This is a genomic window from Streptomyces sp. NPDC019224, assembly GCF_040632605.1.
GTDB lineage: Bacteria > Actinomycetota > Actinomycetes > Streptomycetales > Streptomycetaceae > Streptomyces.
Genome location: NZ_JBEYCF010000011.1, coordinates 1 through 24,931, shown reverse-complemented (window position 1 = coordinate 24,931; position 24,931 = coordinate 1). Strand labels below are relative to the sequence as shown.

At 71.0% G+C, this 24,931-nt stretch carries 21 protein-coding genes and 3 pseudogenes; 11 read left to right on the top strand and 13 right to left on the bottom strand.

Annotated elements, in window-relative coordinates:
- Positions 1-8: 8 nt before the first annotated feature.
- A complete protein-coding gene (locus ABZ564_RS09585) occupies positions 9-854 on the bottom strand; it encodes a helix-turn-helix transcriptional regulator (protein WP_360852254.1) in 846 nt (281 codons plus the stop codon).
- Between the two features lie 136 nt (positions 855-990).
- Between ABZ564_RS09585 and ABZ564_RS09580 the strand changes: the two genes are divergently transcribed.
- Both ABZ564_RS09580 and ABZ564_RS09575 read left to right on the top strand, forming a co-directional pair.
- Positions 991-2,667, top strand: coding sequence for an AMP-binding protein (locus ABZ564_RS09580; RefSeq protein WP_360852251.1), 1,677 nt, complete (start codon positions 991-993; stop codon positions 2,665-2,667).
- Positions 2,664-4,271 carry an AMP-binding protein gene (locus tag ABZ564_RS09575; RefSeq protein WP_360852248.1) on the top strand — a complete coding sequence of 536 codons (1,608 nt, stop codon included), beginning with the start codon at positions 2,664-2,666 and terminating at the stop codon, positions 4,269-4,271. Before ABZ564_RS09580 ends, ABZ564_RS09575 begins: the two co-directional genes overlap by 4 nt.
- 3 nt (positions 4,272-4,274) lie before the next feature.
- Here the strand turns inward: ABZ564_RS09575 and ABZ564_RS09570 are convergent, their stop codons facing one another.
- Both ABZ564_RS09570 and ABZ564_RS09565 read right to left on the bottom strand, forming a co-directional pair.
- Entirely contained in the window at positions 4,275-4,499 is a 225-nt protein-coding gene (locus ABZ564_RS09570; RefSeq protein WP_360852245.1) for a hypothetical protein, read from the bottom strand.
- A 151-nt stretch (positions 4,500-4,650) separates the two neighbouring features.
- The gene (locus ABZ564_RS09565) at positions 4,651-5,349 is read right to left on the bottom strand and encodes a hypothetical protein (RefSeq protein ID WP_360852242.1); all 699 of its coding nucleotides are present in this window, start codon (positions 5,347-5,349) and stop codon (positions 4,651-4,653) included.
- Between the two features lie 295 nt (positions 5,350-5,644).
- Between ABZ564_RS09565 and gcl the strand changes: the two genes are divergently transcribed.
- Positions 5,645-7,420, top strand: a complete 1,776-nt coding sequence (gene gcl / locus ABZ564_RS09560; protein ID WP_360852239.1) for a glyoxylate carboligase — start codon at positions 5,645-5,647, stop codon at positions 7,418-7,420.
- A 75-nt stretch (positions 7,421-7,495) separates the two neighbouring features.
- Here the strand turns inward: gcl and ABZ564_RS09555 are convergent, their stop codons facing one another.
- The 3 genes from ABZ564_RS09555 to ABZ564_RS09545 all read right to left on the bottom strand — a co-directional run bounded on the left by ABZ564_RS09555 (position 7,496) and on the right by ABZ564_RS09545 (position 13,336).
- Positions 7,496-8,296 carry a DUF3626 domain-containing protein gene (locus ABZ564_RS09555; RefSeq protein ID WP_360852236.1) on the bottom strand — a complete coding sequence of 267 codons (801 nt, stop codon included), beginning with the start codon at positions 8,294-8,296 and terminating at the stop codon, positions 7,496-7,498.
- A gap of 68 nt (positions 8,297-8,364) precedes the next feature.
- The gene (locus ABZ564_RS09550; protein ID WP_360852233.1) at positions 8,365-8,586 is read right to left on the bottom strand and encodes a hypothetical protein; all 222 of its coding nucleotides are present in this window, start codon (positions 8,584-8,586) and stop codon (positions 8,365-8,367) included.
- Positions 8,587-9,043: 457 nt separating this feature from the next.
- Positions 9,044-13,336 carry a hypothetical protein gene (locus ABZ564_RS09545; RefSeq protein WP_360852229.1) on the bottom strand — a complete coding sequence of 1,431 codons (4,293 nt, stop codon included), beginning with the start codon at positions 13,334-13,336 and terminating at the stop codon, positions 9,044-9,046.
- A 170-nt stretch (positions 13,337-13,506) separates the two neighbouring features.
- Between ABZ564_RS09545 and ABZ564_RS09540 the strand changes: the two genes are divergently transcribed.
- Positions 13,507-13,716 carry a hypothetical protein gene (locus ABZ564_RS09540; RefSeq protein ID WP_360852226.1) on the top strand — a complete coding sequence of 70 codons (210 nt, stop codon included), beginning with the start codon at positions 13,507-13,509 and terminating at the stop codon, positions 13,714-13,716.
- A 103-nt stretch (positions 13,717-13,819) separates the two neighbouring features.
- Here ABZ564_RS09540 and ABZ564_RS09535 read toward each other — a convergent pair.
- The 3 genes and pseudogenes from ABZ564_RS09535 to ABZ564_RS09525 all read right to left on the bottom strand — a co-directional run.
- A pseudogene (locus tag ABZ564_RS09535) lies at positions 13,820-13,885 on the bottom strand (DUF4240 domain-containing protein); the annotation flags it as partial.
- 124 nt (positions 13,886-14,009) lie between these two features.
- Positions 14,010-14,270: a cold shock domain-containing protein gene (locus ABZ564_RS09530; RefSeq protein WP_360852223.1), complete on the bottom strand. Its 261-nt coding sequence runs from the start codon at positions 14,268-14,270 to the stop codon at positions 14,010-14,012.
- Positions 14,271-14,316: 46 nt separating this feature from the next.
- Positions 14,317-14,673 (bottom strand): helix-turn-helix domain-containing protein, encoded by a 357-nt coding sequence (locus ABZ564_RS09525; protein WP_360852220.1) that lies wholly within the window; start codon positions 14,671-14,673, stop codon positions 14,317-14,319.
- A gap of 71 nt (positions 14,674-14,744) precedes the next feature.
- Between ABZ564_RS09525 and ABZ564_RS09520 the strand changes: the two genes are divergently transcribed.
- Entirely contained in the window at positions 14,745-15,311 is a 567-nt protein-coding gene (locus ABZ564_RS09520; protein ID WP_360852217.1) for a carboxymuconolactone decarboxylase family protein, read from the top strand.
- Between the two features lie 35 nt (positions 15,312-15,346).
- A complete protein-coding gene (locus ABZ564_RS09515; protein ID WP_360852214.1) occupies positions 15,347-15,640 on the top strand; it encodes a DUF1330 domain-containing protein in 294 nt (97 codons plus the stop codon).
- Between the two features lie 31 nt (positions 15,641-15,671).
- Here ABZ564_RS09515 and ABZ564_RS09510 read toward each other — a convergent pair whose 3' ends face one another.
- The 4 genes from ABZ564_RS09510 to ABZ564_RS09495 all read right to left on the bottom strand — a co-directional run bounded on the left by ABZ564_RS09510 (position 15,672) and on the right by ABZ564_RS09495 (position 20,064).
- The gene (locus tag ABZ564_RS09510; protein ID WP_360852211.1) at positions 15,672-16,274 is read right to left on the bottom strand and encodes a GNAT family N-acetyltransferase; all 603 of its coding nucleotides are present in this window, start codon (positions 16,272-16,274) and stop codon (positions 15,672-15,674) included.
- 325 nt (positions 16,275-16,599) lie between these two features.
- Entirely contained in the window at positions 16,600-18,057 is a 1,458-nt protein-coding gene (locus ABZ564_RS09505; RefSeq protein ID WP_360852208.1) for a catalase, read from the bottom strand.
- 210 nt (positions 18,058-18,267) lie between these two features.
- On the bottom strand, positions 18,268-19,167 hold the full coding sequence (locus ABZ564_RS09500) for a 2-hydroxy-3-oxopropionate reductase (RefSeq protein ID WP_360852205.1): 900 nt from the start codon (positions 19,165-19,167) through the stop codon (positions 18,268-18,270).
- A 57-nt stretch (positions 19,168-19,224) separates the two neighbouring features.
- Positions 19,225-20,064 (bottom strand): TIM barrel protein, encoded by an 840-nt coding sequence (locus tag ABZ564_RS09495; RefSeq protein WP_360852202.1) that lies wholly within the window; start codon positions 20,062-20,064, stop codon positions 19,225-19,227.
- 265 nt (positions 20,065-20,329) lie between these two features.
- On the opposite strand from ABZ564_RS09495, the pseudogene ABZ564_RS09490 reads away from it, so the two are divergent.
- From ABZ564_RS09490 to ABZ564_RS09470, 5 genes and pseudogenes are all read left to right on the top strand, one after another.
- Positions 20,330-20,671: pseudogene (locus ABZ564_RS09490) on the top strand (UTRA domain-containing protein); the annotation flags it as partial.
- A gap of 394 nt (positions 20,672-21,065) precedes the next feature.
- Positions 21,066-21,317 (top strand): hypothetical protein, encoded by a 252-nt coding sequence (locus ABZ564_RS09485; RefSeq protein WP_360852199.1) that lies wholly within the window; start codon positions 21,066-21,068, stop codon positions 21,315-21,317.
- Positions 21,314-21,709 carry a helix-turn-helix domain-containing protein gene (locus tag ABZ564_RS09480; protein ID WP_360852196.1) on the top strand — a complete coding sequence of 132 codons (396 nt, stop codon included), beginning with the start codon at positions 21,314-21,316 and terminating at the stop codon, positions 21,707-21,709. The genes ABZ564_RS09485 and ABZ564_RS09480 overlap by 4 nt, the downstream gene beginning before the upstream one ends.
- Before the next feature lie 940 nt (positions 21,710-22,649).
- Positions 22,650-23,561, top strand: coding sequence for a transposase (locus tag ABZ564_RS09475; protein ID WP_360852193.1), 912 nt, complete (start codon positions 22,650-22,652; stop codon positions 23,559-23,561).
- Positions 23,562-23,825: 264 nt separating this feature from the next.
- Positions 23,826-24,808: pseudogene (locus ABZ564_RS09470) on the top strand (IS5 family transposase).
- Positions 24,809-24,931: the final 123 nt, after the last annotated feature.

Here is a 24,931-nt window from a genome sequence, read left to right as displayed (position 1 = left end):
AGGACGGGCTACGGCAGCAGCCCCGCGCGCCGGGCCGCGACCACCGCCTCCAGCCGGGTGTGCGCGCCCAGCCGGCGCATCGCGGAGCGCAGATAGCCCTTCACCGTCTCCGGGCGCAGCCCGAGCCGGTCCGCCGCCACCGCGTTGGTGGCGCCCGCCGCCACGCAGGCCAGCACATCGATCTCGCGCGGAGCGAGCCGGACCTCCCGCCCCCCGCCCGCCGGAGTGCCCGTCGCCGCCGCGAGCCGCCCGCACACCGCGAGGAGCTCGTCGCGCAGCGCCGGGTCGAGCACCTTCGGCAGCAGGGCGCGCAGCTCGCGGTGCGCCTCCCGGACGTCCTCCCAGGCCCCCGCCGCCGCCCCGGGACCGGCGGACGGCTCCGGACGGCTTGCGGCCAGCAGCTGCCGCACCTCGTCCCGGACCACCAGCGCCTGCTCCACCTCACGGGCGGCGGCCACCGCCGCGTCGAACGTGCGCTCCCCGAGTGTCAGCGGCTCCCGCAGCGCCCCGTACAGCACGCCCCGCACCTCGCGCCGCACCACGACGGGGACGGCGACCACGGAGCGCAGGCCCTCCGCCGCGACGGCCGTGTCGTACTCGTGGCTGATGTGGCGCGAGGAGTGGTAATCGGTCACCGCGCACGGCCTCGACAGAGCCATGGACTTGCCGCCCAGACCGCTGCCCGACGAGATCACCAGGCCGCGCAGCGCCCCCGTCCGCGCCCCGTTCACCTCGGCGATCCTGGTGTGGCGGCTGTCGGAGAGGAGCCCGCCGAACGCCACCGGCAGCCCGCTCGTCCGGCGCAGCCGCAGCAGCGCCGCCCGCATCTCGACCGCGTCGACGGATTCCGGCACCCTGACGCCTCTCTGCCCGGCCCCCGATGGAATGGCAGCCCCGCGACACCCCCGTTCGGGGGTGGTGAGACCTGGGTCACTGTTTACATCATGTGAGGACCCAAGGGACCGGCCGGGTCGGTAAAGAGGAGGGCACATGCCGGAAACGAGTGCGACGGAGACGTTCCGGGCGGCCCGGGACTTCCTGCTCCGGCACCGCGAGGACTACACAGCCGCCTACGAGGGCTTCCGCTGGCCCCGCAGCGACCACTTCAACTGGGCGCTCGACTGGTTCGACGTCATCGCCCGGGACAACGACCGCACCGCCCTGCACATCGTGGAGGAGGACGGCCGGCGCACCGAGGTGTCGTTCGCCGAGATGTCCGCCCGCTCCGACCGGGCGGCGAACTGGCTGCGTGCCCAGGGGGTGCGCGAGGGCGACCGCGTCCTCGTCATGCTCGGCAACCAGGTCGAGCTCTGGGAGACCGCGCTCGCCGCGATGAAGCTGCGGGCCGTCGTCATCCCCGCCACCCCGCTCCTCGGCCCCGCCGACCTGCGCGACCGGGTCGAGCGCGGCCGGGTCCGTCACATCCTGGTCCGGGACACCGACACCGCCAAGTTCGACGAGGTGCCCGGCGGCTACACCCGGATCTGCGTCGGCGCCCGGACCGAGGGCTGGCTCGACTACGCGGAGGCCGCCGACGCCCCGAGCGCGTACACGCCGGACCGCGAGACCGACGCGGACGAACCGCTGATGCTCTACTTCACCTCCGGCACGACTGCCAGCCCCAAACTCGTCGAGCACACCCATGTCTCCTACCCCGTGGGCCACTTGGCGACGATGTACTGGATCGGGCTCAAGCCCGGCGACGTCCACCTCAACATCTCCTCGCCCGGCTGGGCCAAGCACGCCTGGTCCAACCTCTTCGCCCCGTGGAGCGCCGAGGCGACCGTCTTCATCTTCAACTACACCCGCTTCGACGCCAACCGCCTGATGGCCGAGATGGACCGCTCCGGCATCACCAGCTTCTGCGCCCCGCCCACCGTGTGGCGCATGCTCATCCAGGCCGACCTGTCCCAGCTGAAGACCCCGCCGCGCGAGGTCGTCGCGGCCGGCGAACCCCTCAACCCGGAGGTCATCGAGGCCGTCCGGCGCGCCTGGGGCGTCACCATCCGCGACGGCTTCGGCCAGACGGAGACCGCCGTGCAGGTCGCCAACACCCCCGGACAGGTCCTGAAGCCCGGCTCGATGGGACGGCCCAGCCCCGGCTTCGACGTGGTCCTGCTCGACCCGGTGAGCGGGGAGCCCGGAGCGGTCGAGGGCGAGATCTCCCTCGACCTGTCGGCACGCCCGGTGGGCCTGATGACCGGCTACCACGGCGACCCCGAACGCACCGCGGAGGCGATGGCCGGCGGCTACTACCGCACCGGTGACATCGGCTCCCGCGACGAGGACGGCTACATCACGTACATCGGGCGCCGCGACGACGTCTTCAAGTCCTCCGACTACAAGGTGTCCCCCTTCGAGCTGGAGAGCGCCCTGCTGGAGCACGAGGCGGTCGTCGAAGCCGCCGTCGTCCCGGCACCCGACCCGGTACGCCTCTCCGTCCCGAAGGCGTACGTGGTGCTCGCCGAGGGCTGGGAGCCCGGACCCGACACCGCCAAGGTGATCTTCGCCCACTCCCGGTCCGTGCTCGCCCCGTACAAGCGCGTGCGGCGGCTGGAGTTCGCCGAGCTGCCCAAGACCGTCTCCGGCAAGATCCGCCGGATCGAACTGCGCGAGCGCACCGCCCAGGGCGGCGGCACCGAGTACGCCGAGGGGGACCTGGCATGACCGGGCTCTCGTACGCGCACGGCACGGGCACCACCGCCCTGCTCGGCGACACCATCGGACGCAACCTCGACCGGGCGGTCGCCGCCCGGCCGGATCGCGAGGCGCTGGTCGACGTACCGTCCGGGCGGCGCTGGACGTACGCGGAGTTCGGTGCGGCCGTCGACGAGCTGGCCCGGGCGCTGATGGCATCGGGCGTGGCCAAGGGGGACCGGGTCGGGATCTGGGCGGTCAACTGCCCCGAGTGGGTGCTCGTCCAGTACGCCACCGCCCGCATCGGCGCGGTCATGGTCAACATCAACCCCGCCTACCGGGCGCACGAGCTGGAGTACGTGCTGAAGCAGGCCGGGATCTCCCTGCTGGCCGCCTCGCTCGCGCACCGCACCAGCGACTACCGGGCACTGGTCGACGAGGTCCGCGCCAACTGCCCCGACCTGCGAGCCGTCCACTACATCGGCGACCGCTCCTGGGACGAACTCGTCTCCGGGGCAGCGCTGGTGACGTCTGATCAGCTTGCCGCGCGCGAGGCGGAGTTGTCCTGCGACGACCCGATCAACATCCAGTACACCTCCGGCACCACCGGCTTCCCCAAGGGTGCGACGCTCTCCCACCACAACATCCTCAACAACGGTTACTTTGTCGGGGAGTTGGTCGCCTACACCGAGCATGACCGGGTCTGCCTGCCGGTCCCGTTCTATCATTGTTTCGGCATGGTGATGGGAAACCTCGGCATCACCTCGCACGGCGCCTGCATCGTGATCCCCGGCCCCGCGTTCGAGCCGGCCGCCGTGCTGAGCGCCGTGCAGCAGGAGCGCTGCACCTCGCTGTACGGGGTGCCCACGATGTTCATCGCCGAGCTGAACCTGCCGGACTTCGCCTCGTACGACCTGTCCTCGCTGCGCACCGGGATCATGGCCGGATCGCCGTGCCCGGTCGAGGTGATGAAGCGGGTGGTGGCCGAGATGCACATGGCGGAGGTGTCCATCTGCTACGGCATGACGGAGACCTCCCCGGTCTCCACCCAGACCCGCCGCGACGACGACCTGGAGCGCCGCACCGGAACGGTCGGCCGCGTCATGCCGCACATCGAGGTCAAGGTGATCGACCCGGTGACCGGGGTGACGCTGGAGCGCGGGCGGTCGGGCGAGCTGTGCACCCGGGGCTACAGCGTGATGCTCGGCTACTGGGACCAGCCCGACCGGACCGCCGAGGCGATCGACGCGGGGCGCTGGATGCACACCGGGGACCTCGCGGTGATGCGCGAGGACGGCTACGTACAGATCGTCGGCCGGATCAAGGACGTGATCATCCGGGGCGGCGAGAACGTCTACCCGCGCGAGATCGAGGAGTTCCTGTACAGCCACCCCAAGATCGCCGATGTGCAGGTGGTGGGCGTGCCCGACGAGCGTTACGGCGAGGAGGTGCTGGCCTGCGTCATCCCCGCCGACCCGGCCGACCCGCCGGCCCTGGAGGACGTACGGGCCTTCTGCGAGGGGAAGCTGGCGCACTACAAGGTGCCGCGCCTGCTGCAGATCCTGGAGACCTTCCCGATGACGGTGAGCGGCAAGGTCCGCAAGATCGAACTGCGGGAGAACTACGAGAGGTAGCGCTCAGGCCGCCTCGATGACGTCCCCCGTGGCACCTCGCGTCGCCGCCGCCCACTCGATGAGCAGTACCTCGTACGCGGCGGCCTCCACGGGGGACCAGTCCTGGCCCGCCCGGGCGTCCACGAGCGCGCGGATCGCCTCGTTGGCCTCCAGGGCGGAGCGCCTCGGGAGCGCGGGGGCGTGCGCGGGCGTGTCCGAGGGTGGTGAAGTCCGTGGAGTTAAGACCATGCGCTCCACTGTAGGGGCCGCCACTGACAACGAACCGCACATCGGAGGCCGTTGGCCAGAACGTGACGGATCACACGCAGTGTGGCCGGGCGATTCCTGTGAGGTACGGCACTTCGCCCGGCTCCGGTGTCCGAAAGTGAGGGGTGCGCCGTCAGGCGCCGGTGCTGACGAGTTCGTCCGCCGCGCCGTTCACCGGCTGCGGGGAGCCGGTGAGGTCCATGACGAACAGCGGGACGCACAGCGCGTCCGCGCGCTCCCGGGCCTCCGGTGCGTAGCCCGCGAGCGAGAACAGCACCCCGCGCACCGAGCCGTTGAGCGCGTTGAGCCACAGGCACTCGACGTCGCGCAGGGCGGTCGGCCGGGTGCTGGAGTCGACCTGCGCGATCAGCCCGGCCGCCCGCAGGTCGATCCGGGACGCGGGGCGGTTCGCCGGGTGCGTGACGTCGCGGAAGCCCAGCCAGGACAGATAGAGCGCCGCCGCCGCGACCGCGTCGCGCGCGGTGCGGATCGTCAGCGGGCGGAACGCCGGCCGCGGGGCCGCCGCCGTGCGCGGCAGCGGTATGGGGGCGGGGCGGGCCGCCCCGGCGGACGCCACCGGTCGCACCGGCACCCGCAGCACCGCCCCGCACGGGCAGCACAGCTCGGGCTGCGGCCACTGGTCGTACCGCCCGCAGCCCCGGCAGCGCACGGTCACCCAGTCGTCGTTCCAGGTGCGGTGGGTGATCGGGGTGGCGGGAGCGCCGCGCAGCAGCGGCGGGGCCGTCGGCTCCCCGCACGGACACGGGTAGACGGGTGTCACGTACGCGTGATCGCGGCGGCAGGCCGGGCACCGTACCGGCACTGACTCCACCCGGGGCTCCTTTCCGGCGCTTTCCGGTCCGCGCGGCGACGGCCGCGCCCGTGGGCCGGGCCGGCTTCGTTCCGTATCCCCATGCTCCACCAAGAGTTCGCCGCCGGGGCGGGAATCGCGGCACTTGGTGCCCCTCGTCGCCCGGGGTCCGCTTCCCTTGACGGCCGTCCGGGCGCACCTTAGATTTGCTTCCACATAACAGAATAAACTTTCCGTAATGCGGAATTGGTGCTCTCAGGTGGCGCGACAGAGCCCGACTCCACCCAGGGACGAGCAGGAGCACTCAATGCCTCGTATGACCGCTGCCCGCGCGGCAGTCGAGATCCTCAAGCGCGAAGGCGTCAGCAACGCGTTCGGTGTGCCGGGCGCCGCGATCAACCCCTTCTACGCGGCCCTCAAGGCCGCCGGCGGCATCCACCACACGCTCGCCCGCCACGTCGAGGGCGCCTCCCACATGGCGGAGGGCTACACCAGGGCCCGCCCGGGCAACATCGGCGTCTGCGTCGGCACGTCGGGACCGGCCGGCACCGACATGATCACCGGCCTGTACTCCGCGATCGCGGACTCCGTCCCGATCCTGTGCGTCACCGGCCAGGCCCCGACCGCCGTCCTGCACAAGGAGGACTTCCAGGCCGTCGACATCGCCTCGATCGCCGCCCCGGTCACCAAGGCCGCCACCACCGTCCTGGAGGCCGCGCAGGTCCCTGGCGTCTTCCAGCAGGCGTTCCACCTCATGCGTACGGGCCGCCCCGGCCCGGTCCTCATCGACCTGCCGATCGACGTGCAGCTCACCGAGATCGAGTTCGACCCCGACCTGTACGAGCCGCTGCCGGTGCACAAGCCCGCCGCGTCCCGCAAGCAGATCGAGCGCGCGCTCGATCTGCTGAACGCCGCCGAACGCCCGCTGCTCGTCGCGGGCGGCGGCATCATCAACGCCGACGCTGCGGAACTCCTCGTCGAGTTCGCCGAGTTGACCGGCGTCCCCGTCGTCCCGACCCTGATGGGCTGGGGCATCGTCCCCGACGACCACGAGCTGAACGCCGGCATGGTCGGCCTCCAGACCTCGCACCGCTACGGCAACGCGAACTTCCTGGAGTCCGACTTCGTCCTCGGCATCGGCAACCGCTGGGCCAACCGCCACACGGGCAAGCTGGACGTCTACACGGCGGGCCGCACGTTCGTCCACGTCGACATCGAACCCACCCAGATCGGCAAGATCTTCGCCCCTGACCTCGGCATCGTCTCCGACGCGAAGGCGGCGCTCCAGCTGTTCGTGGAGGCCGCCCGCGAACTGAAGGCGGCGGGCCGGCTGAAGGACCGCTCGGCCTGGGCCGCGTCCACCCAGGAGCGCCGCGCCACCCTGCAGCGCCGTACGCACTTCGACAACGTGCCGCTGAAGCCGCAGCGGGTGTACGAGGAGATGAACCGGGCGTTCGGCCCGGAGACCCGGTACGTCACCACGATCGGCCTCTCCCAGATCGCGGGCGCCCAGATGCTCCACGTCTACCACCCGCGCCACTGGATCAACTGCGGCCAGGCGGGCCCGCTCGGCTGGACGATCCCGGCCGCGCTGGGCGTCGCGACCGCCGACCCCGAGGGCTCGGTCGTCGCGCTCTCCGGCGACTACGACTTCCAGTTCATGCTGGAGGAGCTGGCGGTGGGCGCCCAGCACCGCATCCCGTACGTGCACGTCCTGGTCAACAACTCCTACCTCGGCCTGATCCGCCAGGCCCAGCGCAACTTCGACATCGACTTCCAGGTCAGCCTGGAGTTCGAGAACCTCAACTCCCCGGAACTGGGCGTCTACGGCGTCGACCACGTCAAGGTCGTCGAGGGCCTGGGCTGCAAGGCGATCCGCGTCACCGAACCGGACGCCCTCCTCCCGGCGTTCGAGGAGGCCAAGAAGCTGGCGGCGGAGCACCGCGTCCCGGTGGTGGTCGAGGCGATCCTGGAACGCGTCACGAACATCTCGATGAGCGGCTCGGACATCGCCTCGGTCAACGAGTTCGAGGACGTGGCGACGGACCCGGCCCACGCGCCTACGGCGATCAGGCCGTACGTGGGGGTGTGATCCCGTAGAGCCCGAGGCCCCCCGGAGAGCGCCCACGGAGGCCGTGGGTACTCTCCGGCTGCGCCGATACGGCCTTCACCGAGGGGCTGGTGCCGGAGAAGCCGCGGTTCTCGCCGCGATCGTCTTCGTCGCCCCGTCGGGGTGCCTGTCCGTGAGCTCGCGGGGAGACCCGAATCGCGCCAGGTAGTGCCACACTCGCTTGACCGCCTGGGGGCCGTGGAGACCGGCGCGTGCGGCGTCTCCGACGATCCGAGGATCGAGAAGGCCGTCGATCGCGATCCGCGTGCCCAGGTCCACGTACTCCTGACCGCGGTAGTCGGGGTGACGTCGGAGTTCTTCGACCTCGAGGCGGAAGCCGGGGTGCCACTCCACCGGGCAGCCGAGACGCAGAGCCGCGGCCTCCACCGTCGTGCCCCGGTAACAGGGGTCGAGGACCAGCGCCTCCACATCGCGTCCCAGCTCGACCGGCCCGTGCACCTGCGCCTCGATGTAGTCGTCGAGCTCGTCCTGACGATCGGCGCAGGCGAGCTCGATCAGCCCCATGCGGGCCGCGACACCGAAATCCGACGGTTCGAGGAAACTGTCCGGGTAGCAGAACGTGCTCCGCGCCGGCGTCCGGTGCGTCAGCCGGAAGTGGGCCGAGCCGAACCGGGGCGCCCCGCCGACCGGCTTGTGGCGGAAGTTCAACGCCCCGTAGACCGGCCGCTCATGAGCGGCCGCTTCGTCGTACGCTCCGCCGAAGATACGGCTCTCCCAGAGCCATCGGTCGCCGCCCGGATGCGCGGTCAGTCCGCCGTTCCTGGTTCCCGTGACGAACCGCGAGTGGTAGACGCCGTCTTCGGCCATGGCGTCCAGGATCGGCTTGCCGTTCAGCATTCGGAATGTGGCTCGACCACTCCGCGAATGCGCCGGCCCCGCTGGGGGACGGGGCGGCGCCGTGTGCGTTACGGGCGCGGCAGCTCGGTGGTGACCTGGTCGTACCGGACGAGACGGGGGGTGAAGGAATACGAGGGATGTCTCGCCCGGAGACGTGCCGTCGCATCGTCGAGATACGCCCACATGTCGGCGGGGTCCGCGCCGACGCCGAACGTCGCGTCGTTCAGCACCTCCATGTCGGGACTCGATATGTACGCCACGTACTTGAGAGTCTGACTGCCACTGGCCATGAGTGTCCCGGCCTCCTTCGAGCTGCTGTGTGGTGTGTGCCCGTCCTCGCCGCCCGCGGTATCGGCGGCCTGAGCTGTTCCGGTCGTCGTGAGAAGTGCCGTCGCGGCTGCTGCGCCGGTGGCGCCCATGAGCGCTCGCCGGGAAATGTCTGACACAGTCCTCCCCCTACTCCGATGACCCTTCCTACGAGGGCGCGCCGCTGACGTTACAGCCACGCCTTCGCCGTCGAAGGGCCATTGCGGTGAATCGGATCCCGGCGCCGGAAGCCCGCCGGCGGCAACAGAGGCGGCCACTGGGCGATCGCTTCCGTCGGCCGCCTGCGGTCGGCCTGGTGCAACCCGCGGTGCCCACCAACGCTGACTGCGGCAGGGGCAGCAGTACCAGTGGGGCGCCGAGCCGGGCGGCGGCTGTCACTCCGGACGCTGCCCGGCGTCCCCCGGGTTTCGGCCGGATGTCTCAGCATGCCGCGGTGTCCTCGTAGAGCGTCTCCCAGCGCAGGTTGGCGCCGTCGCGGCCGGCCCAGGACACGGTGCGCCGTGCGGCGTCGCGCAGTTCCGCAGGCCAGGTCGGGTCCGTGAGCAGTCTGTGCAGTTCGGCGGAGATGTCCGTCACCGTCTGGCCCGCGACTTCCAGAAGGTGTCGGGTGAGTTGGTGGTCGCGGGGCCCGTACTCGATGAGCAGGTCGTACAGCCGGGAGCGTTCGCCGACGAGGAGGCGCAGGTAGGGGCGCCAGGGGTTCCATCCGGCGTGCCGCCAGCGGGCAGAGGGACCGGACACCTCGGTCGCCACGGTGACCGCGCGCTCCAACAGCCGCTCGGCGTGCTGTCGATGTCCGGCCTCGTGGAGGTCGACGCACAGGCGGGGCAGGGCGTCGAAGCGGCGCGGCCACACGTTGCCCGGCCGCGTCAGGCTGTGACCGGGCGGCAGGCAGAGATCCGCGGGGAGGAAGACCAGGGCCTCGACCTGCCGCAGGCCGAGATCCCCGGCGCCTTCCGCCACCTTCGTCCGGGCGTCGAGGACGGCCAGCCGGGCCCGCAGCAGCTGCGCCTCGTACCCGGCCAGCATGTACGCCTCGTGGCCGATCCCCGGATCGGTGACCGTGGCAGCCATGGTCACGGCCCGGTCGACGAGGGCGTCCAGGCGGGGATTCAGGATCCTGCACGCGCCGGGAAGGTCCCACGCCCCGGGATCCGCGGTGATCGCCCGGGTGACCGCCTTGAGCAGCTCGGTCTGCGCCGTGGCGCTCGTGTTCAGCGAGTTCACCTGCTGCACGAAGTCCTCGGGACTTCCCAGGGGTGCCATGCCGCAGCTGATCATGCGTGCGCTCAGCCGGTGCCCGGCGGCGACTGCCGCGCGGTCGTCCTGTGCCGCCAGGTGGGCGGTGATGGCGCCCAGTTCCTCGGGGTGCCCGGCGGGCAGTCGCTCGCTCGCCCGGACGAAGCCGATGAGGGTGTCGGCGTCCTTCCGCTGCTCGGCGTCGCGCAGGAGCCAGGGCAGGAGCAGCCCCGGTGCTTCCGGCACGCGGGCGATGACCTCCTCCCGGGGCGGTGCCAGGCGCCTGCGGGGCTGTTTGCCACGTCGGCGGCTCTTGCCCGTGGCGGAGGCGTCCTCAGCCTGCCCGGGCCCGGGCGGCACCGCTTCGGATCGCGCCGGTGCCGCCGCTTCGAGGGCTGTGTGCTCCGTCCCTTCGGCGAGGAGGGCGAGCGCGTGTGCGGCGAGGTGGTGCCCGCCGGCCGCGGCGGCGACGGTCAGCTCGGCGTCCCACGGGGCGCTGATCCACGGGAGGAGCGTCGCGGGGCGCGGGCGGGCCGAACGGGCGTCGTCGGGGAGGTACGCGGCCACCACGGCCCCGGGCAGGCGACGGCCTCCGAGGACGCCCAGGGCGGTCAGGGCCAGCGCGGTGCCGGGAGACGGCGGGTCCTGACCGGCCTTCCGGTGGCCGGCCTGTTCCTGGCACCACTTGCGTGCGGCGAGTCCGGCGGGCGCGTGCCCGGCGAGGAGCAACGGGCGCAGGAAGTAGCGGGCCACGGTCTTGCGGACGCCGTCGTCGACGGCGAGGGCCGCGGCACCGGACAGGGCGGAGCGCAGGAGTCGCGGGTCCGGGTGGGCGTCGGGGCGGCACAGGGCGGTCGCCACGCCGTGCAGAACGACGTGCAGGCTTCCGGCGGGCGGGCTGCCGGCCGCCATCTCGTCGAGGCAGCCCTGCAATGCCTTGAGGGTGTCGGCGGTGCGTTCGTGGCCGTGGGCGGCGGCCCAGCAGGCCGCGGCCGAGGCGATGATCGTGTCGGCGTCCTTGGAGATCTTGTCAGCCAGCGCCAGGCGCCGGGGCAGTCCGTCACACAGGCCGCCGTACCGGTCCGGCCGGCGGGTGGTCAGGTCGGCGAGCGTGGTCAGTGCGCGTTCCAGCGGCGCGCCGCGTTGGACGAACACCTCGTCGAGCATGTCCCGCATGGTCGTGAGGGCGGTGCGCTCGGGGTTTTCGGTGCCGTCCGCGGAGACGTCCAGGGCGTTGTCCACGTCGTGTGCGTGCGCACGGAGCATCAGGTCGGCCAGATGCGCGGCGGGGGTGTGCCTGGCCAGGTCGCCGGGCGGAAGGCCGTAGAGGAAGAGTGTGGCGGCGGCACGCTGTTCCAGGACGAGGGTCGTGACCGCGCGCATGACGTCGTCGCGGAGCGGGGCACCGACCACGTCCCAGATCGTCCGCAACACCGTCGGCCAGATGTCCTCGTCGGGCCTGACGGTCGCGCAGAGGGCGTCCAGGTAGTGCTCGGCGTGCAGCGCGCCGGTCTCCGGTTCCCCGATCACGGCGGCGGCGTCGGCGGCGGCGCTGGACGGGGCGTGGCGCAGGCCGGCGACGATGCGCAGGAAGGTGTCGCGCGCGACCGGGGCGGCGGCCCGGGACAGCACAGCCAGGTGCGGGTACCACCGCCGGGGCTCGTGGGCGTGGGCCCGGTCGGTGTAGTGGAACGCGTGCCGGGCCGCCTCGGCGAGGTAGAGGTCCTGGGGGTGCTCGGCGACGCGGCGGGAGGTGGCGGGCAGACCGGCGCGGGCGTCGGCGAGTCCCCGGCCCGCGGCGTACTCGCCGATGACCTGGTGGTGGAAGCGCACCCGGCCGGCGACGCCCTCGCTGAGCACGCCCCGGCGGAGCAGCAGCCCGATCCAGGCGGCCGCGGTGTCCGCCGGGACAGCGCACCGGGAGGCGAGGAGGTCGCGGGCGTGCTCCCGGTGGAACTCGATGGTTCCCCGGAACAGCGTGACCAGGCCGAGTTCGGCCGCCGCTCGTCCCAGCCGCCGTGCCTCCTCACCCGGGACCGCGTCGAGGCCCGTCACCGAATCGCGCAGGTCACGCTCGACTCGCCGGTTCCAGTAGTCGCGGAACAGGGCGGCGACGTCGAGCTCGGCCACGTTCGGGCCGTGGGGGCTGTACAGGTCGAAGACCATGCGAAGGTACAGCGGGTGGCGGATCAGCCGGCTCAGCGGGAGCCCGCGAGCGGCCGCGTCAGCCAGCGACTGCTCCATCCTCGGCAAGGAGCCGTCCTCCTCCCTCCGGGCCGGTGCGTACATCCGCCCGTAGGCGGCGATCGCCCGGCCGAGTTCGGAGTCCGGAGTCCAGCCGTGCTCCGTGCGCTCCTTCTTCCCGGTCCCGTAGAGGCCGAGCGGGATGTTGGAGAGGAGCGACATGTCGACGCCCTCGCCTTCCTCGCCGTCCCCGTTCTGCTTGAGCAGGCTCGCCTCGCCGGACCGGCAGGCCAGGGCCACGGCGATGTTCCTGGACCGCAGGACGGTGATCAGCTCGGTGAAGTCGTGCGCGGTCCGCGTCTCGTGCAGCAGCAGATCGGCGGTGTCCAGCAGCAGGACGATCGGGCGTTGCCCGGGCGCCGCGGCACGTCCTCTGACGGCGGGGGCGGCTGGGGCGACGGCCGGCCGGCCGCGGTGCGCCTCCAGCAGCTTGGGCAGTTCGTGCGGGTACAGGTCCGGCTCGCCATCCGCGCCGGCCAGCAGGGACGTCGCGGACAGCAGGACGAGGCAGAGCTCAGGTCGCCTGGACAGGGCCTCATACACACCCCACAGGGAGCAGCTCTTCCCGACGCCGGGCTCGCCGAGCAGGGCTGCGGCCTGTCCGGGCGCCTTGCCGGCCAGCTGCCGGTCGATGTGCCTGAGTACGTCCCTCTCGGCCGCGCGCTCGACCCGGACCTGCTGGAGAGTCACCTGGTCCAGTTTCGAGCCGTAGGGGTTGACGGTGACGGTCTGCAGGGCCTGCCGCACGGCCTTCTGTGCCTTCTCCAGTGCGGAGAGCCTGCAGGCGGCATCCTTCAGGGGACGGTCGTAGGCGGCGAGCAGCGGACGGGGCCTGTTCGAACGGCGTTGTGCGTCGCGGTTCCTGGCCTTGAGCTCCTGGGCGGCGTGCTTGTAGCGGGTTTCCAGGACACTCCGGTCACCGAACCCGCGCTCACAGTCGGGTGGGCATGCGGATCGCTCCTGGGCCAAGCGGCAGAATTCCAGGCCCCTCGCCGCCACGCCGCCGTTGTTGATCCAGTTGCTGATCGTCGAGGCACTGGGGACCTTGGCACACCAGTTGGCCAGCTGCTGCCCCTGCATGCGGTGCCCCTCGTACCCGTGGTGCCAGGTCCAGTGCATCAAGGCGTCCAGGAGCCAGAGGCGGTGCTCGCCCCAGCCCTCGGTGTCGGTGGGCCACTTCCATTGCCGGTTCGCGTCGGCAGGGAGCCACTTCGGTTCTTCACCGGTCACTTCTTCAACCCCCGGAGCATCTGAAGAACAACCACGCACGGTCATCGCGCCAGGCCGGCAGCGTATGCGTGGTGCGCCGGTGGCGGGCGGCCACTGCGGCAGTTCTGCACAACTCTCCTACCCAGGAGCCTCGTTCGTGTCGGAGTGACCCACACGATCAGGAGGATGAGATGTACCTCGACGAGCTGCTCGACCAGGCCGGGAACTGGGCCGAGACTCTCACCCCGTGGACGGGCGTCAGCCTCGGTCTGCGACTCGGGCGGGACGTCGTCCGCTACGGCACCCTGCTGTGGATGACCCGCGGCTGCACGCCACGCGAGCGCGCCATCGCCTTCGCCACGATGCACCGGGCGGGCCCGGGCGGTCGCCGAAGGAGGTGACGCCCGCAAGCCGGAGTGGGCCAGGACCGACGGTCCCGGCCCACTCCGGCGTCTCCACCGGCTTACCGCCATCCGGCATCACCGACTGTCCTTCGCCGACTTCGCGGCCCTGAGCGGTCAGCCAGCCGCGGAAGCAGTCGAAGCCGTCGTCAGAGCATCCCCCGTCGGCGTTCGGCGAGGCCCGAGCGCGCCCTTGTCAGGACCTTCTGCGGCTTGTCACCCGGGCCGGGCGGCGGCGGTTGTCTCGCTCGCGGCCATCGCCGGGGCCGGCACGGCGTGTGGGGCCGTTGATGTCAGTCGTGCTTGGGGGTGATGCTCACCGCGCGGTAGTCGTAGCCGTCCTGCTGGAAGCCGGGTGCTTCCCAGACGAGATCGACCTGTTGCCCCGGTGACAGCGTGCGGAAGCCGGGCGCCTGAATGTCGGCGTAGTGCCCGAAGCAGCCACCGGGAGTCTCGGGTGAGTCGAGGACGCCCCACCCCTCCTCATCGTTCCACTCACGCACAGTCGCGGTCACGACTGCTGTCCCCTTGCGGAGCCTTCCGCGACGACCCATGTGCCGCTCCCTTCGCGTACAGCCGCAGGAGTCGGCCACCGGGTGATCATTCCAAACCTCCTGGCGTCGCGGGTCCCATTTCCTCGGCCCAGCGTCGACTCCAGGCGTCCAGCGGGCTCAGCGCCTCGACGAGATCGCGGCCGAGCCGGGTGAGGCGGTAGCCGTCGCCATCCAGGACGAGCAGGCGAGCGACGGACAGCTCCTCGAGCCGGGTGCTGAGCACGCTGGAGGACATGCGCTCGCATCGGCGCTGCAATTCGCGGAAGCCGGCCGGGGCTTGACTCAGCTCCCAGAGGATCCGCATCGTCCAACGCCGTCCGAGCAGGTCGAGTGCGGCCATCACCGGACGACCCGATGCGGACCCCCGCACCGGCTCACCCGGACGTGGTGCTCTGGCTTCCATGACCGCTCCTTGCGCTTCGGTTCTCGAAGCATCATAGTGATTCGAAAATCGAAGCAGGAGGTGCCGCCGAGATGCCCCGCATCGAACCGCTCACCCCGCCCTACGCCGCCGACGTCTACCGGGCGCTCCGGCGATGGATGCCGCCGGGTGTACCGCACGAGCCACTCGCGCTGTTCCGCGTACTGCATCGCAACCCGGAGCTGGCCTCACGCATGTTCGCCCTTGGCGCCGGACTGCTGGGCCATGGACTCCTCCCCGCTTCGGACCGGGAGATCGTCATCGCCCGCGTGACCGCGCGATCCGGCTGCGCCTACGAGTGGGGTGTGCACGCCGCGACTCTGGCGCCGCAGGCCGGACTCGGCCCGGCCCTGCTCCGGGCGACTGTCCAACCCGACGCGGCAGCCAGTGCTGCATGGTCGCCACGTCACACGGCACTGCTCCGCGCGGTCGACGAACTCGACGACACGACCCGGCTCACGCAGTCCGCCTGGGACGCCCTGCGCCTGTACTACGAGGAGGCTCAACTACTCGAACTGCTCGTACTGATCGGCTGGTACCGGACTATCAGCCTTCTGGCCAACGGACTTCTCCTGGAAGAGGAGCCCTGGGGTGCTCGTCTCCCCGAGGCCACCCCGTAAGTCGGACGCACTCATCACCACACACCGGAGGTTCCATGCCCAAGGGCTACTGGGTCAGCGTCTACCGCACCATTTCGGACCCCGAGAAGCTGGCCGCCTACAACGAGCTGGCCCCTTTGGCCGTCAAAGCCGGGGGCGGCCGGGTCCTCTCCCGCGGCAGTCGGGTCGAGGCGTACGAGGCCGGAATGGCCGAGCGCACCGTCCTGGTCGAGTTCGACAGCTTCGAGCAGGCCGTCGCGGCGCGCGAGAGCCTGGCCTACCAGGAGGCGCTGGCCGCCCTCTCCGGCGGGGTCGAGCGCGACTTCCGCGTCATCGAAGGCATCGACTGACCCGGGTCCACCGGGTTCGCGCCGAAATTCCTCACGGGGCATCCAGGTCCAGGATCATGTCGAGCGACCGGGCGCCGTCCGCCCCGGTGAAGGAGCCGGCGGAGCGGAAGCCGTTCTTCTCGTAGTAGCGGATGGCGCGGGGGTTGTCGGCGAGGACGCCACCCCAGAGGATGATCCGCTGCTTGCCGAAGCGCCGTGCGATGTCCGTGACGAGCGGGAAGATGTGCGTTCCCACCCCTCGTCCCTGGTAGTCGTCGGCCAGCGTGAGGCCGAACCGGCAATCGGTTGTCGAAAGGTGGATGCCGGTCCCGCGATAGCGGGCCACGTCCGCGGGGTGGAGGTCGAGGCTGAACTCGAACAGGCCGACGATCCTGCCGGACGGCACTTCCTCAAGAACGAGCCTGAGCTTGTCGTAGCGCGCGATCGCGTCGCACAGCTCCTGCGCGGTGGCGAGGCCGTACCCGTCGAACGTACTCAGCCGCCTTGTTCCGGGCGACAAGCCCGCAAGGAAACCTGCCAGACGGTTCGCGTCGGTGTGGACGAGAGGACGGAACACCGAGTCCGGAGCGTCGTTCAGTGCGAGGTGGTGTGTCAGGGGCAGCGGATCGTCGACGACATCTCTCAGGGTGAGCACACCAGCATCCCCTCACTGATTCGGATGGATCGGACTTCGCCGGCACGAGCCCAGCGCTGCGGCAGCAACGACCCACCCGGGACGAACCCGGAAGGGCGTGGAGTACGGGACCGTATCCGTACTCCACGCCCTGGTCCAGGGGGAACAGGGGCCGCGGCGGAAGCGCGAAGGGGGGCTGCACGGGCCTTCGGGTCTGGTGACCGGGCCGCCCGCCCCTGTACCACCGCACTGGTATCGCACCGCCGCCGCGGCCTCGTCCTGCCCGCGCCGGGCGACTACCCCTCATCCGGGTGGGCGCGTCGGCGCGGGCAGGGCTCGGGGGAGGTCAGTCCTCGCGGAGGGCGCGGACCGCCTCCTCCACGCGCTTGCCGTACTCGGGGTCGGCCGCGTGGAAGTGGGCGAGGTTCTTCTCGACGACGTCGTCCCGGGAGACCTGGGAGAGGCCGCCCGCGATGTTCGCGATCAGGCGGTCCTTCTCGTCGGCCGACATCAGCCGGTACAGCTCGCCCGCCTGGAAGAAGTCGTCGTCCTTGGTGTGGGCGGGCGCCTCGTGGGTGCCGGTCCAGCCCTGGACGGGGAGCGGGGCGGAGAGCGCCGCGTCCGTCTGGGCGGGGCCCGCGTACGAGTTGGGCTCGTAGTTCTTGTCGTGGCGCGAGCCGTAGCGGGTGGCGTGGAGGCCGTCGCGGCCGTAGTTGTCGGCGGTCGTCGCGCGCGGGGCGTTCACCGGGAGCTGGGTGTGGTTGATGCCCAGGCGGTAGCGCTGCGCGTCCGCGTAGGCGAACAGGCGGCCCTGGAGCATCTTGTCCGGGGACGGGCCGATGCCGGGCACGAAGTTGTTCGGCGAGAACGCCGCCTGCTCGACCTCGGCGAAGACGTTGTCCGGGTTGCGGTCGAGCACCAGCCGGCCGACCCGCTGGAGCGGGTAGTCCACGTGCGGCCACACCTTCGTCACGTCGAACGGGTTGAAGCGGTAGTCCGCGGCTTCGGCGGCCGGCATGAGCTGCACGTACAGCGTCCAGGACGGGTTCATGCCGCGCTCGATGGCCTGCAGCAGGTCCGTCTGGTGCGAGTCGGCGTCCTTGCCGACGAGCTCGGCGGCCTGCTCGGCGGAGAGCGACCGCACGCCCTGGTTCGTCTTGAAGTGGTACTTCACGAAGTGCGCGTCACCCGCGGCGTTCGTCCACTGGTACGTGTGCGAGCCGAAACCGTTCATGTGGCGGTACGAGGCCGGGATGCCCCGGTCGCCCATCAGCCAGGTCACCTGGTGCGTGGCCTCGGGGGAGTTCGCCCAGAAGTCCCAGACGTTGTCCGGCTCCTGACGGCCCGTGAACGGATCGCGCTTCTGCGAGTGGATGAAGTCGGGGAACTTGATCGGGTCCTTGATGAAGAACACCGGGGTGTTGTTCCCGACGAGGTCGTAATTTCCCTCGTTCGTATAGAACTTGACGGCGAAACCGCGCGGGTCGCGCACCGCGTCCGCGCCGCCCAGCGAGTCGGCGACGGTGGAGAAGCGCAGGAACGTCTCGGTGCGGCGGCCCACCTCGGAGAGGAAGTCGGCGCGGGTGTAAGCCGTGACGTCGTCGGTCACCTCGAAGTAGCCGTACGCGCCGGAGCCCCGGGCGTGCACCACGCGCTCCGGGATGCGCTCCCGGTTGAAGCGGGCGAGCTTCTCCAGGAGGTGGCCGTCCTGGAGGAGGATCGGGCCTCCGGCGCCCGCGGTGGCGGAGTTCTGGTTGTCGGCGACCGGGGCGCCGGACTCGGTCGTAAGCACACGCTGCGTCATGGTGTCGGAGCGACCTTCCGTACGGGAGCTGCTGAACTGCGACGGCTCGGGGCTCCAGGAGCGTAGGTACGCTCCGAACCAGACGTCAACAGTTTGTTGAAATTCGTGGTGGGAGGGTGTTCCGGACGGCGCCGGCGCCTGGGCGCGACAGGACAGGTGTCAGCGCCGGCACCGTCCGGAAGTCTGGAGGGAAAGGGGGAGCGGCCGGGCTCAGTCCTGGACGGGCTGACCGGACAGCCGCTCGACCGAGCGCAGCAGCGCCGAGTGGTCCAGGCCGCCGTCGCCCTGCGCGCGCAGCGAGGCGACGAGCTGGGCGACCACGCCGCCGACGGGCAGCGCGGCACCGACGTTGCGGGCGGCGTCCGTGACGATGCCCATGTCCTTGTGGTGCAGGTCGATCCGGAAGCCCGGGGCGAAGTCCCGGTTGAGGAAGTTGTCCTTCTTGCGGGTCAGCACCGTCGAGCCGGCCAGGCCGCCGTTCAGTACGTCCAGCGCGGCGCCGAGGTCGACCCCGGACTTCTCCAGGAAGACCACGGCCTCCGCGCACGCCTGGATGTTCACCGCGACGATCAGCTGGTTGGCGGCCTTCACGGTCTGGCCGGAGCCGTGCGGGCCGCACAGCACGATGGTCCTGCCGAGCGCTTCGAGCAGCGGCTTCGCCGCGTCGAAGTCGGCCTGCTCGCCGCCCACCATGATGGACAGCACGGCCTCGATGGCGCCGGCCTCGCCGCCGGAGACGGGGGCGTCCAGGGCCCGGATGCCCTTCTCCGCGGCGTTCTTCGCGAGGTCCACGGAGGTCTGTGGGGTGATCGAGGACATGTCGATCAGCAGCGCCCCGCGCTTCGCGTTCTCCAGGATGCCCCCGGGTCCGTACGCCACCGCCTCCACCTGCGGGGACGCGGGCACCATCGTGATGATCACGTCCGCGTCCCTCACCGCCTCGGCGATCGATGAGGCGCCGGTGCCGCCGGCCGCGGCCAGCCGGTCCACCTTGTCCTGCTCCAGGGTGTAACCGGTGACGTCGTAACCGGCCTTGACCAGGTTCTCCGACATGGGTGAACCCATGATGCCGAGACCGATCCACGCGACCTTGGGGAGGTTGTCGCTCATGAGGGTGTCTTCCGATCTACGTGGGGAGATCTACGTGGGGAGGGGCTCTCGCCGCGCTCAGCGGGCGGGCCGCGCCGCGGCCGGGAGCCAGTCGAAGGCGTCGGCGCTCGGGCGGTCGCCGGGCTTGTACTCCAGCCCGACCCAGCCCTCGTAACCGGCCTTCGTCAGCTCGTCGAGGAGCTGCTCCAGGGGGAGTGAGCCGGTGCCGGGCGCGCCGCGGCCCGGGTTGTCGGCGATCTGGACGTGACCGGTCCGGTCGGCGTACGCGGCGATGGCCTGGCTCAGGTCCTCGCCGTTCATCGACAGGTGGTACAGGTCCAGCAGGAACTTCGCGTTGCCGAGGCCGGTCGCGGCGTTGACCCGGTCCACGACCTCGATGCCGGCCGGCGCGCTCACCAGCGGATAGCGCGGCGACTCCGGCGCGTTCAGGGTCTCGATCAGCAGCACCGCGCCGATCCGGTCGGCGGCGCGGGCGGCCAGGACCAGGTTCTCCAGGGCCAGTTCGTCCTGGGCGGCCGGGTCGACGCCGTCGACCCGGTTGCCGTAGAGCGCGTTGAGCGCCCTGCAGCCGGCCGAGGCGGCGAAGTCGGCCGCCACCTCGATGTTGGCCCGGAAGCGGTCCGACTCCGCGCCGGGCACGGAGAGCGCGCCGCGGTCGGGGCCGGGGAGCTGTCCGGCGTAGAAGTTCAGACCCACCAGTTGGGTGCCGGCGTCGTCGAGCGCCTTCTTGAGGGCGTCGAGCTCGGCCCGGTCGGGAGTGGGGGTCTCGGTCCAGGGCCACCACAGCTCGACCGCCGTGAAGCCGGCCGCGGCGGCTGCCGCGGGCCGCTCCAGGAGCGGGAGTTCCGTGAAGAGGATCGAGAGGTTCACATCGAAGCGCTGGTCCGGGTAGCCCATGAGGGTTTCGGCGCTCCTTCCGTATCGCGGAAGTTTGTTTCTGCTCAACGGAAGATTGCCCGGAGGGTGGCGAGGCTGTCAAGGGGGTGCCCGGAATGCGGGCCGGTCGGGAGGGCCCCGCCCGCCCCTCGCCGGGCACACGAAAGGCGGGGCGGAGGCCCGTCGGCCGCCCGCCCCGCCCGGTTCCCCGGCTACCGGATCAACTGGCCAAAACCGTGTCCTGGAACGTCGTCCCGCCCGCGCGGTACGCGGCGACCCTCGCGTTCACCTGCGCGGGCGCCGCGACGTGCACGTCCACGAAGCGGTCCAGGCGATCGAGCCGACCGTGGTGACCCGGGCCGAGGCCCGCCTCCTGGACGTGCCGGAACTCTCCCCGGCCCTGCTCTTCGAGCGGCTGACCTCGGACACCGCCGGCCGCCCCGTCGAGTACGTGCACTCGCTCTACCGGGGCGACCGCTACCGGATCGTCTCCAGGCCGGCACCCGGCCCGGCCGCCGCCGTGCGGCCCGTCGAGGGCGGCCACCACCCGGGCATCCCTCCGGGCGACTTCGCCCAGCGCGAGCCGATCACGTCCTCGACGCGCGGCGACATCCAGCCGGGCGGCTGACGGGGCGGTGGCGCGGCGGGGCGGGGCGGGCCCCGGTCGGCTCGGCGGGGCTGCCCGGTGGGGCCGGCGGGACCACCCGGTCGGCACGGCCCACCGGGGCCCCGGGGCGGCCCGGTGTTGCATCTGTGCAACGACCGGTGCACCTCTTGCGGCGCCTCGAAGGGGGCCACTGCGGCCGGCGCATCCCACGCGACCGCCCCCAGGAGGTGCCTCGCGTGACGTTCCCCGCCGGCCCCCGCACCCTGCTCGGAGCTCTCCCGGCGGGCGGCACCCCCTCGCGGCCCCCGGCCGCGGTCCGTGTGCCGCCGGTGCGGGAGCCCGGCGGGCGGGCGTTAGGGTCGTGCCCGAGCCGCGAGTCGCCCCGGAGGCGGTGCGACGTACCAGGGAGGCACCCATGCGCTTGAGAGTGGAGTTCACCACCGAGCCCTTCGACCTCGACGAGGCGCCCGCGCACGCGGTCGTGGCGCGCGAGGTCATCCAGGGGGCCGAACTGGAGGCCGTGGACGTCGGCCCGTTCGGCAACACGGCGGAGGGGAGCGCCGACCGGGTGCTCACCGCGGTGGACAGCCTGCTGCGGCAGGCGCTGGCATCGGGTGCCACCCGGGTCTCGCTCCAGGTCAACGTCATCGGAGAGGACCCGAAGTGACCGGACCGGTGGACCACCCCCTCGTCACCGCCGTGAAGCCGCTCGCCGACGCCATGGGCGCCGAGCTCCTCGGACCCGGGGACGCGGCCCCCGACGACGTGGTGCTGGCCTGGGAGGGCGAGGACGTCGTGGCGGTCCGGCTGCCGCAGCTCTCGGAGTCGCTGGACCACATCCTGGCCGCGATGGAGCGCCGGCACGGCGTACCGCTGGCCGAGCTGGACCGCAAGGCCAAGCAGGAGGCCGTCCGCTTGCTGGAGGCGCGCGGTGCCTTCTCCGTACGACACGGGGTCGAGACCGTGGCGGGGGCGCTGGGTGTCTCCCGGTTCACCGTTTACAACTACATCAATTCCCAAGAGGAGAGGCGGGCCGACAAGCGCCGTGAGGGCGCATGAGAAGCGGCCCCTCACCTGCGGAAACGACTGAGCTGCTAGCCAAGATGGCCGATGCCTTACCCCAGGAGGACAAGGCCAGGTTGGTGGAGTACCTAGAGGACTTGGACGGCATCAACCGAACCGTGTCCCAGGCGCGGAAAGCTCCTGCTCCCGGGCCTGGCGGGCCCTACCGAACAAGGAGGGTGCTTCTTCCAAAGAGAGGATGAGAGCAAAGGACCCCCGGCCCCAGCCGCCGGCGTGAGCCGGTAGCCCAAGAGTGGGAACCGAGGGTCCTTCAGCCTCATGAATTCAGCTGTGTCCGTCACCTGACGCCCTGACAGGAGAAGGGTGCCTCTCACCTGCAATGATCTGGATTGTCTAGATCAAAAACATCGCAAGGAAGAGACACCCAACAGGTGCAGACTACCGAATGGGATCACCGGCTCGACGTGCGGGCCGACGGCAAGCGTCTTGTCGGGCACGCGGGGATCGTGCTGCTGCGTCGTGTCGCGGACCGGGTGGGCCTGACCGCCGCGCGGAGCGCGGTGTTGCCGCGGGGCACCGGACCGGGGTGGCGGGACCGGGGCATGGCGCTGGTCCAGCTCGCCTGCGCGATCGCGCCCGGCGCCACGAGCGTTCTGGAGACCGAGCAACTCCAACACCACTGGCGGGCGTTGTTTTTGAGGCCGGTCTCGGACAACACCCTGCGAAGGGTCCTGGAGGAGGTCGACGGCCCGGTGGCGGCGCGTATCGAGCGGGTCCGCGCCGTGACACGACGACTCGTGTGGACCTGGCTGGCCCTGCGACCTGCCGGTTTCCCCTGGATATCGGTGTGCGGCCAAAAACTCACCGGCTGGTACGTCCTCGACCTGGACGCCACCGTCGTGACCTGTGCCAGCAGGAAGGAAGGGGCGGCGGGGACGTTCAAGGGCACCTGGGGCACCATCCGCTCGGTGCCTGGGTGGCCAACACCCGTGAGTGCGCGGCCATGCTGCTGCAGCCCGGGAACGCGGCCGCCAACGACGTCGCCGACCACAAGACGGTTCTGGCCGCCGCGCTGCGGCAGCTCGCGCTGCCGCTGTGGTCGAAGCTGCTGATCAGGATCGACGGTGCTGCCTTCAGCCACGACATCCTGGACCATCTCCAGCATCTGACCACGAGCCGCAGGAGGATGCGGTGGGTGACCGGCTGGGCGATCCACACCGCTGACGAGGCGGCGATCGCGCTGCTGCCCGAGGAGGTGTGGACACCCGCGCTGCGGCAGGACGGCGAGGTCCACGAGATCACGGGCCCCGACGGCGGGACGGTCTCCTACCAAGTCGCCGAGCTCACGGGCCTGCGTGACCTGACCGGGTGGCCGGCAGGGATGCGGCTGATCGTGCGCCGGGTCAAGCCCTCACGGCGGGATCTGAAGAAGCTGACCGCCTTCGAGCAGGCCACCGGCCGGCGCTACCAGATCGTCGCCACGAACATCCCCGACCACCGCGGGCTGTCCGGCGTCCCGGCTTCCGGACAGGTGTGGTTCGTCGACGCCCTCTACCGCGACCACGCCGAAGTGGAGGACCGCGTCAAAGCGATCAAACGGGTCGGGCTCGGACTGCTGCCCTCGAAGTCCTGGCAGATCAACACCGCCTGGGTTCTGGCCGCCACGATTGCCGCCGACCTCGACGCCTGGACGCGGCTCCTCCTGCACGACGAACCCGAACTCGCCAAGGCCGAACCCGAGACAATCCGCAGGAAGCTCTACCACCTGCCCGCCCGCCTCACCACCCACGCCCGACGCCACACCCTCCACCTCGACCAAGCATGGCCATGGGCGTCGACGTTCACCACCGCGTGGCAACGGGCCACCGAGTTCCCGGCCCTCACCTGACGGCCGGCCACCACCCCAACGACACCGGAGAGGAGAGCACCGCACCACCCTCGGGCCCGTGGAACCCGACGCCCCGCAGCGTCACGCGACGGCCAGTCCCGACACGGCGCGGGACATAACGGGCAGCCAGCCGCTCACGGAGACGACATCACCCCTCGGAAGAATCGAGGTCAGAGCCCAACCGACTGCTAGGGCCTGTATCAAGTCGTGATCTACCTGACCCCCGGTCCGTTGCGGTTCCGGGTGGTCGGGTAGAACAGCAGGATGTCTCGCCCTCAACTGACTGATGAAGCATGGGAGTTCATAGAGTCGTTCCTGCCGATCGGTGAGTACGGGCCGTACCCCTCTCACCTGCGAGAACAGTTCGAAGGGGTGGTCTGGCGGTTCCGGAACGGGGCGAAGTGGCGGGAGCTTCCCGAACGCTTCGGACCCTGGTCCACGGTCTACGGCCGGTTCCGGAAGTGGCGGGACGCCGGGGTGTTCACCGCGATCTTCCAGGGCGCGATCGCCGAGGCCGCGAAACGGGGCCTGGTCGACTTGTCGCTGGTCAGCGTGGACTCGACCACGGCCCGCGCCCACCACGACGCCGCGGGCCTGGTCCTCGACGCCGAGACCCTCGATGCCCTGGAGAAGACCCTGGCCGAAAAAGGGGACGCCCCGAGGGACAAGCCGGACAAGAAGATCCGGAACCCGACTCCGGGCGGGCCGAGCGACGGCTGCTGAAACGTCGCCACAAGGCCCGCCTTGCAGCTGCCGCCCTGGGACGATCCCGCGGCGGACTGACCACGAAGACGCACCTGTCCTGCACCCGGGACTGTCTCCCGCTCTCCTTCGTGATCACCGCCGGGCAGGCCGGGGACAGCCCGCAATTCATCCCCGTCCTCCAAGGCATCCGAGTACCCGGCCCGGTCGGCCGACCCCGCACCCGCCCGGATGCCGTTGCCGGTGACAAGGCTTACTCCTCCCGCAGGAATCGCACCCACCTGCGGAAGCGCAGCATCAAGGCAGTGATCCCGGAGAAGAAGGACCAGGCCACGAACCGCAGGAAGAAGGGATGCCGGGGCGGCAGACCCCTCTCCCACGACACCGAGCTGTACAAAGAGCGGAACACCGTCGAGCGCACCATCAACAAGATCAAGGACTGGCGCGGCCTCGCCGTCCGGTACGACAAACGCCCCGACAGCTACCAAGCAGCCCTCGAACTCTGCGGCGCACTCCTCTGGATCCGCCACCTCGGAACAGCCTGATCACGACTTGATACAGGCCCTAGTGTCCTGAGTCGTTAATTCGTGTGCAGTATGCGGCGAGGGTGTCGAGGATGTCGTCGGCGGTCTTGGTCCAGATGAACGGCTTGGGGTTCTTGTTCCACT

Bases quoted from the DNA above. Each gene is read 5' to 3' on its own strand.
- ABZ564_RS09570 (WP_360852245.1), bottom strand. From the start codon at position 4,499: ATGGTCTTAACTCCACGGACTTCACCACCCTCGGACACGCCCGCGCAC.
- ABZ564_RS09540 (WP_360852226.1), top strand. From the start codon at position 13,507: ATGTACCTCGACGAGCTGCTCGACCAGGCCGGGAACTGGGCCGAGACT.
- ABZ564_RS09580 (WP_360852251.1), top strand. From the start codon at position 991: ATGCCGGAAACGAGTGCGACGGAGACGTTCCGGGCGGCCCGGGACTTC.
- gcl (WP_360852239.1), top strand. From the start codon at position 5,645: ATGACCGCTGCCCGCGCGGCAGTCGAGATCCTCAAGCGCGAAGGCGTC.
- ABZ564_RS09500 (WP_360852205.1), bottom strand. From the start codon at position 19,167: ATGAGCGACAACCTCCCCAAGGTCGCGTGGATCGGTCTCGGCATCATG.
- ABZ564_RS09485 (WP_360852199.1), top strand. From the start codon at position 21,066: ATGCGCTTGAGAGTGGAGTTCACCACCGAGCCCTTCGACCTCGACGAG.
- ABZ564_RS09515 (WP_360852214.1), top strand. From the start codon at position 15,347: ATGCCCAAGGGCTACTGGGTCAGCGTCTACCGCACCATTTCGGACCCC.
- ABZ564_RS09555 (WP_360852236.1), bottom strand. From the start codon at position 8,296: ATGCTGAACGGCAAGCCGATCCTGGACGCCATGGCCGAAGACGGCGTC.
- ABZ564_RS09495 (WP_360852202.1), bottom strand. From the start codon at position 20,064: ATGGGCTACCCGGACCAGCGCTTCGATGTGAACCTCTCGATCCTCTTC.
- ABZ564_RS09520 (WP_360852217.1), top strand. From the start codon at position 14,745: ATGCCCCGCATCGAACCGCTCACCCCGCCCTACGCCGCCGACGTCTAC.
- ABZ564_RS09505 (WP_360852208.1), bottom strand. From the start codon at position 18,057: ATGACGCAGCGTGTGCTTACGACCGAGTCCGGCGCCCCGGTCGCCGAC.
- ABZ564_RS09525 (WP_360852220.1), bottom strand. From the start codon at position 14,673: ATGGAAGCCAGAGCACCACGTCCGGGTGAGCCGGTGCGGGGGTCCGCA.
- ABZ564_RS09530 (WP_360852223.1), bottom strand. From the start codon at position 14,270: ATGGGTCGTCGCGGAAGGCTCCGCAAGGGGACAGCAGTCGTGACCGCG.
- ABZ564_RS09550 (WP_360852233.1), bottom strand. From the start codon at position 8,586: ATGGCCAGTGGCAGTCAGACTCTCAAGTACGTGGCGTACATATCGAGT.
- ABZ564_RS09575 (WP_360852248.1), top strand. From the start codon at position 2,664: ATGACCGGGCTCTCGTACGCGCACGGCACGGGCACCACCGCCCTGCTC.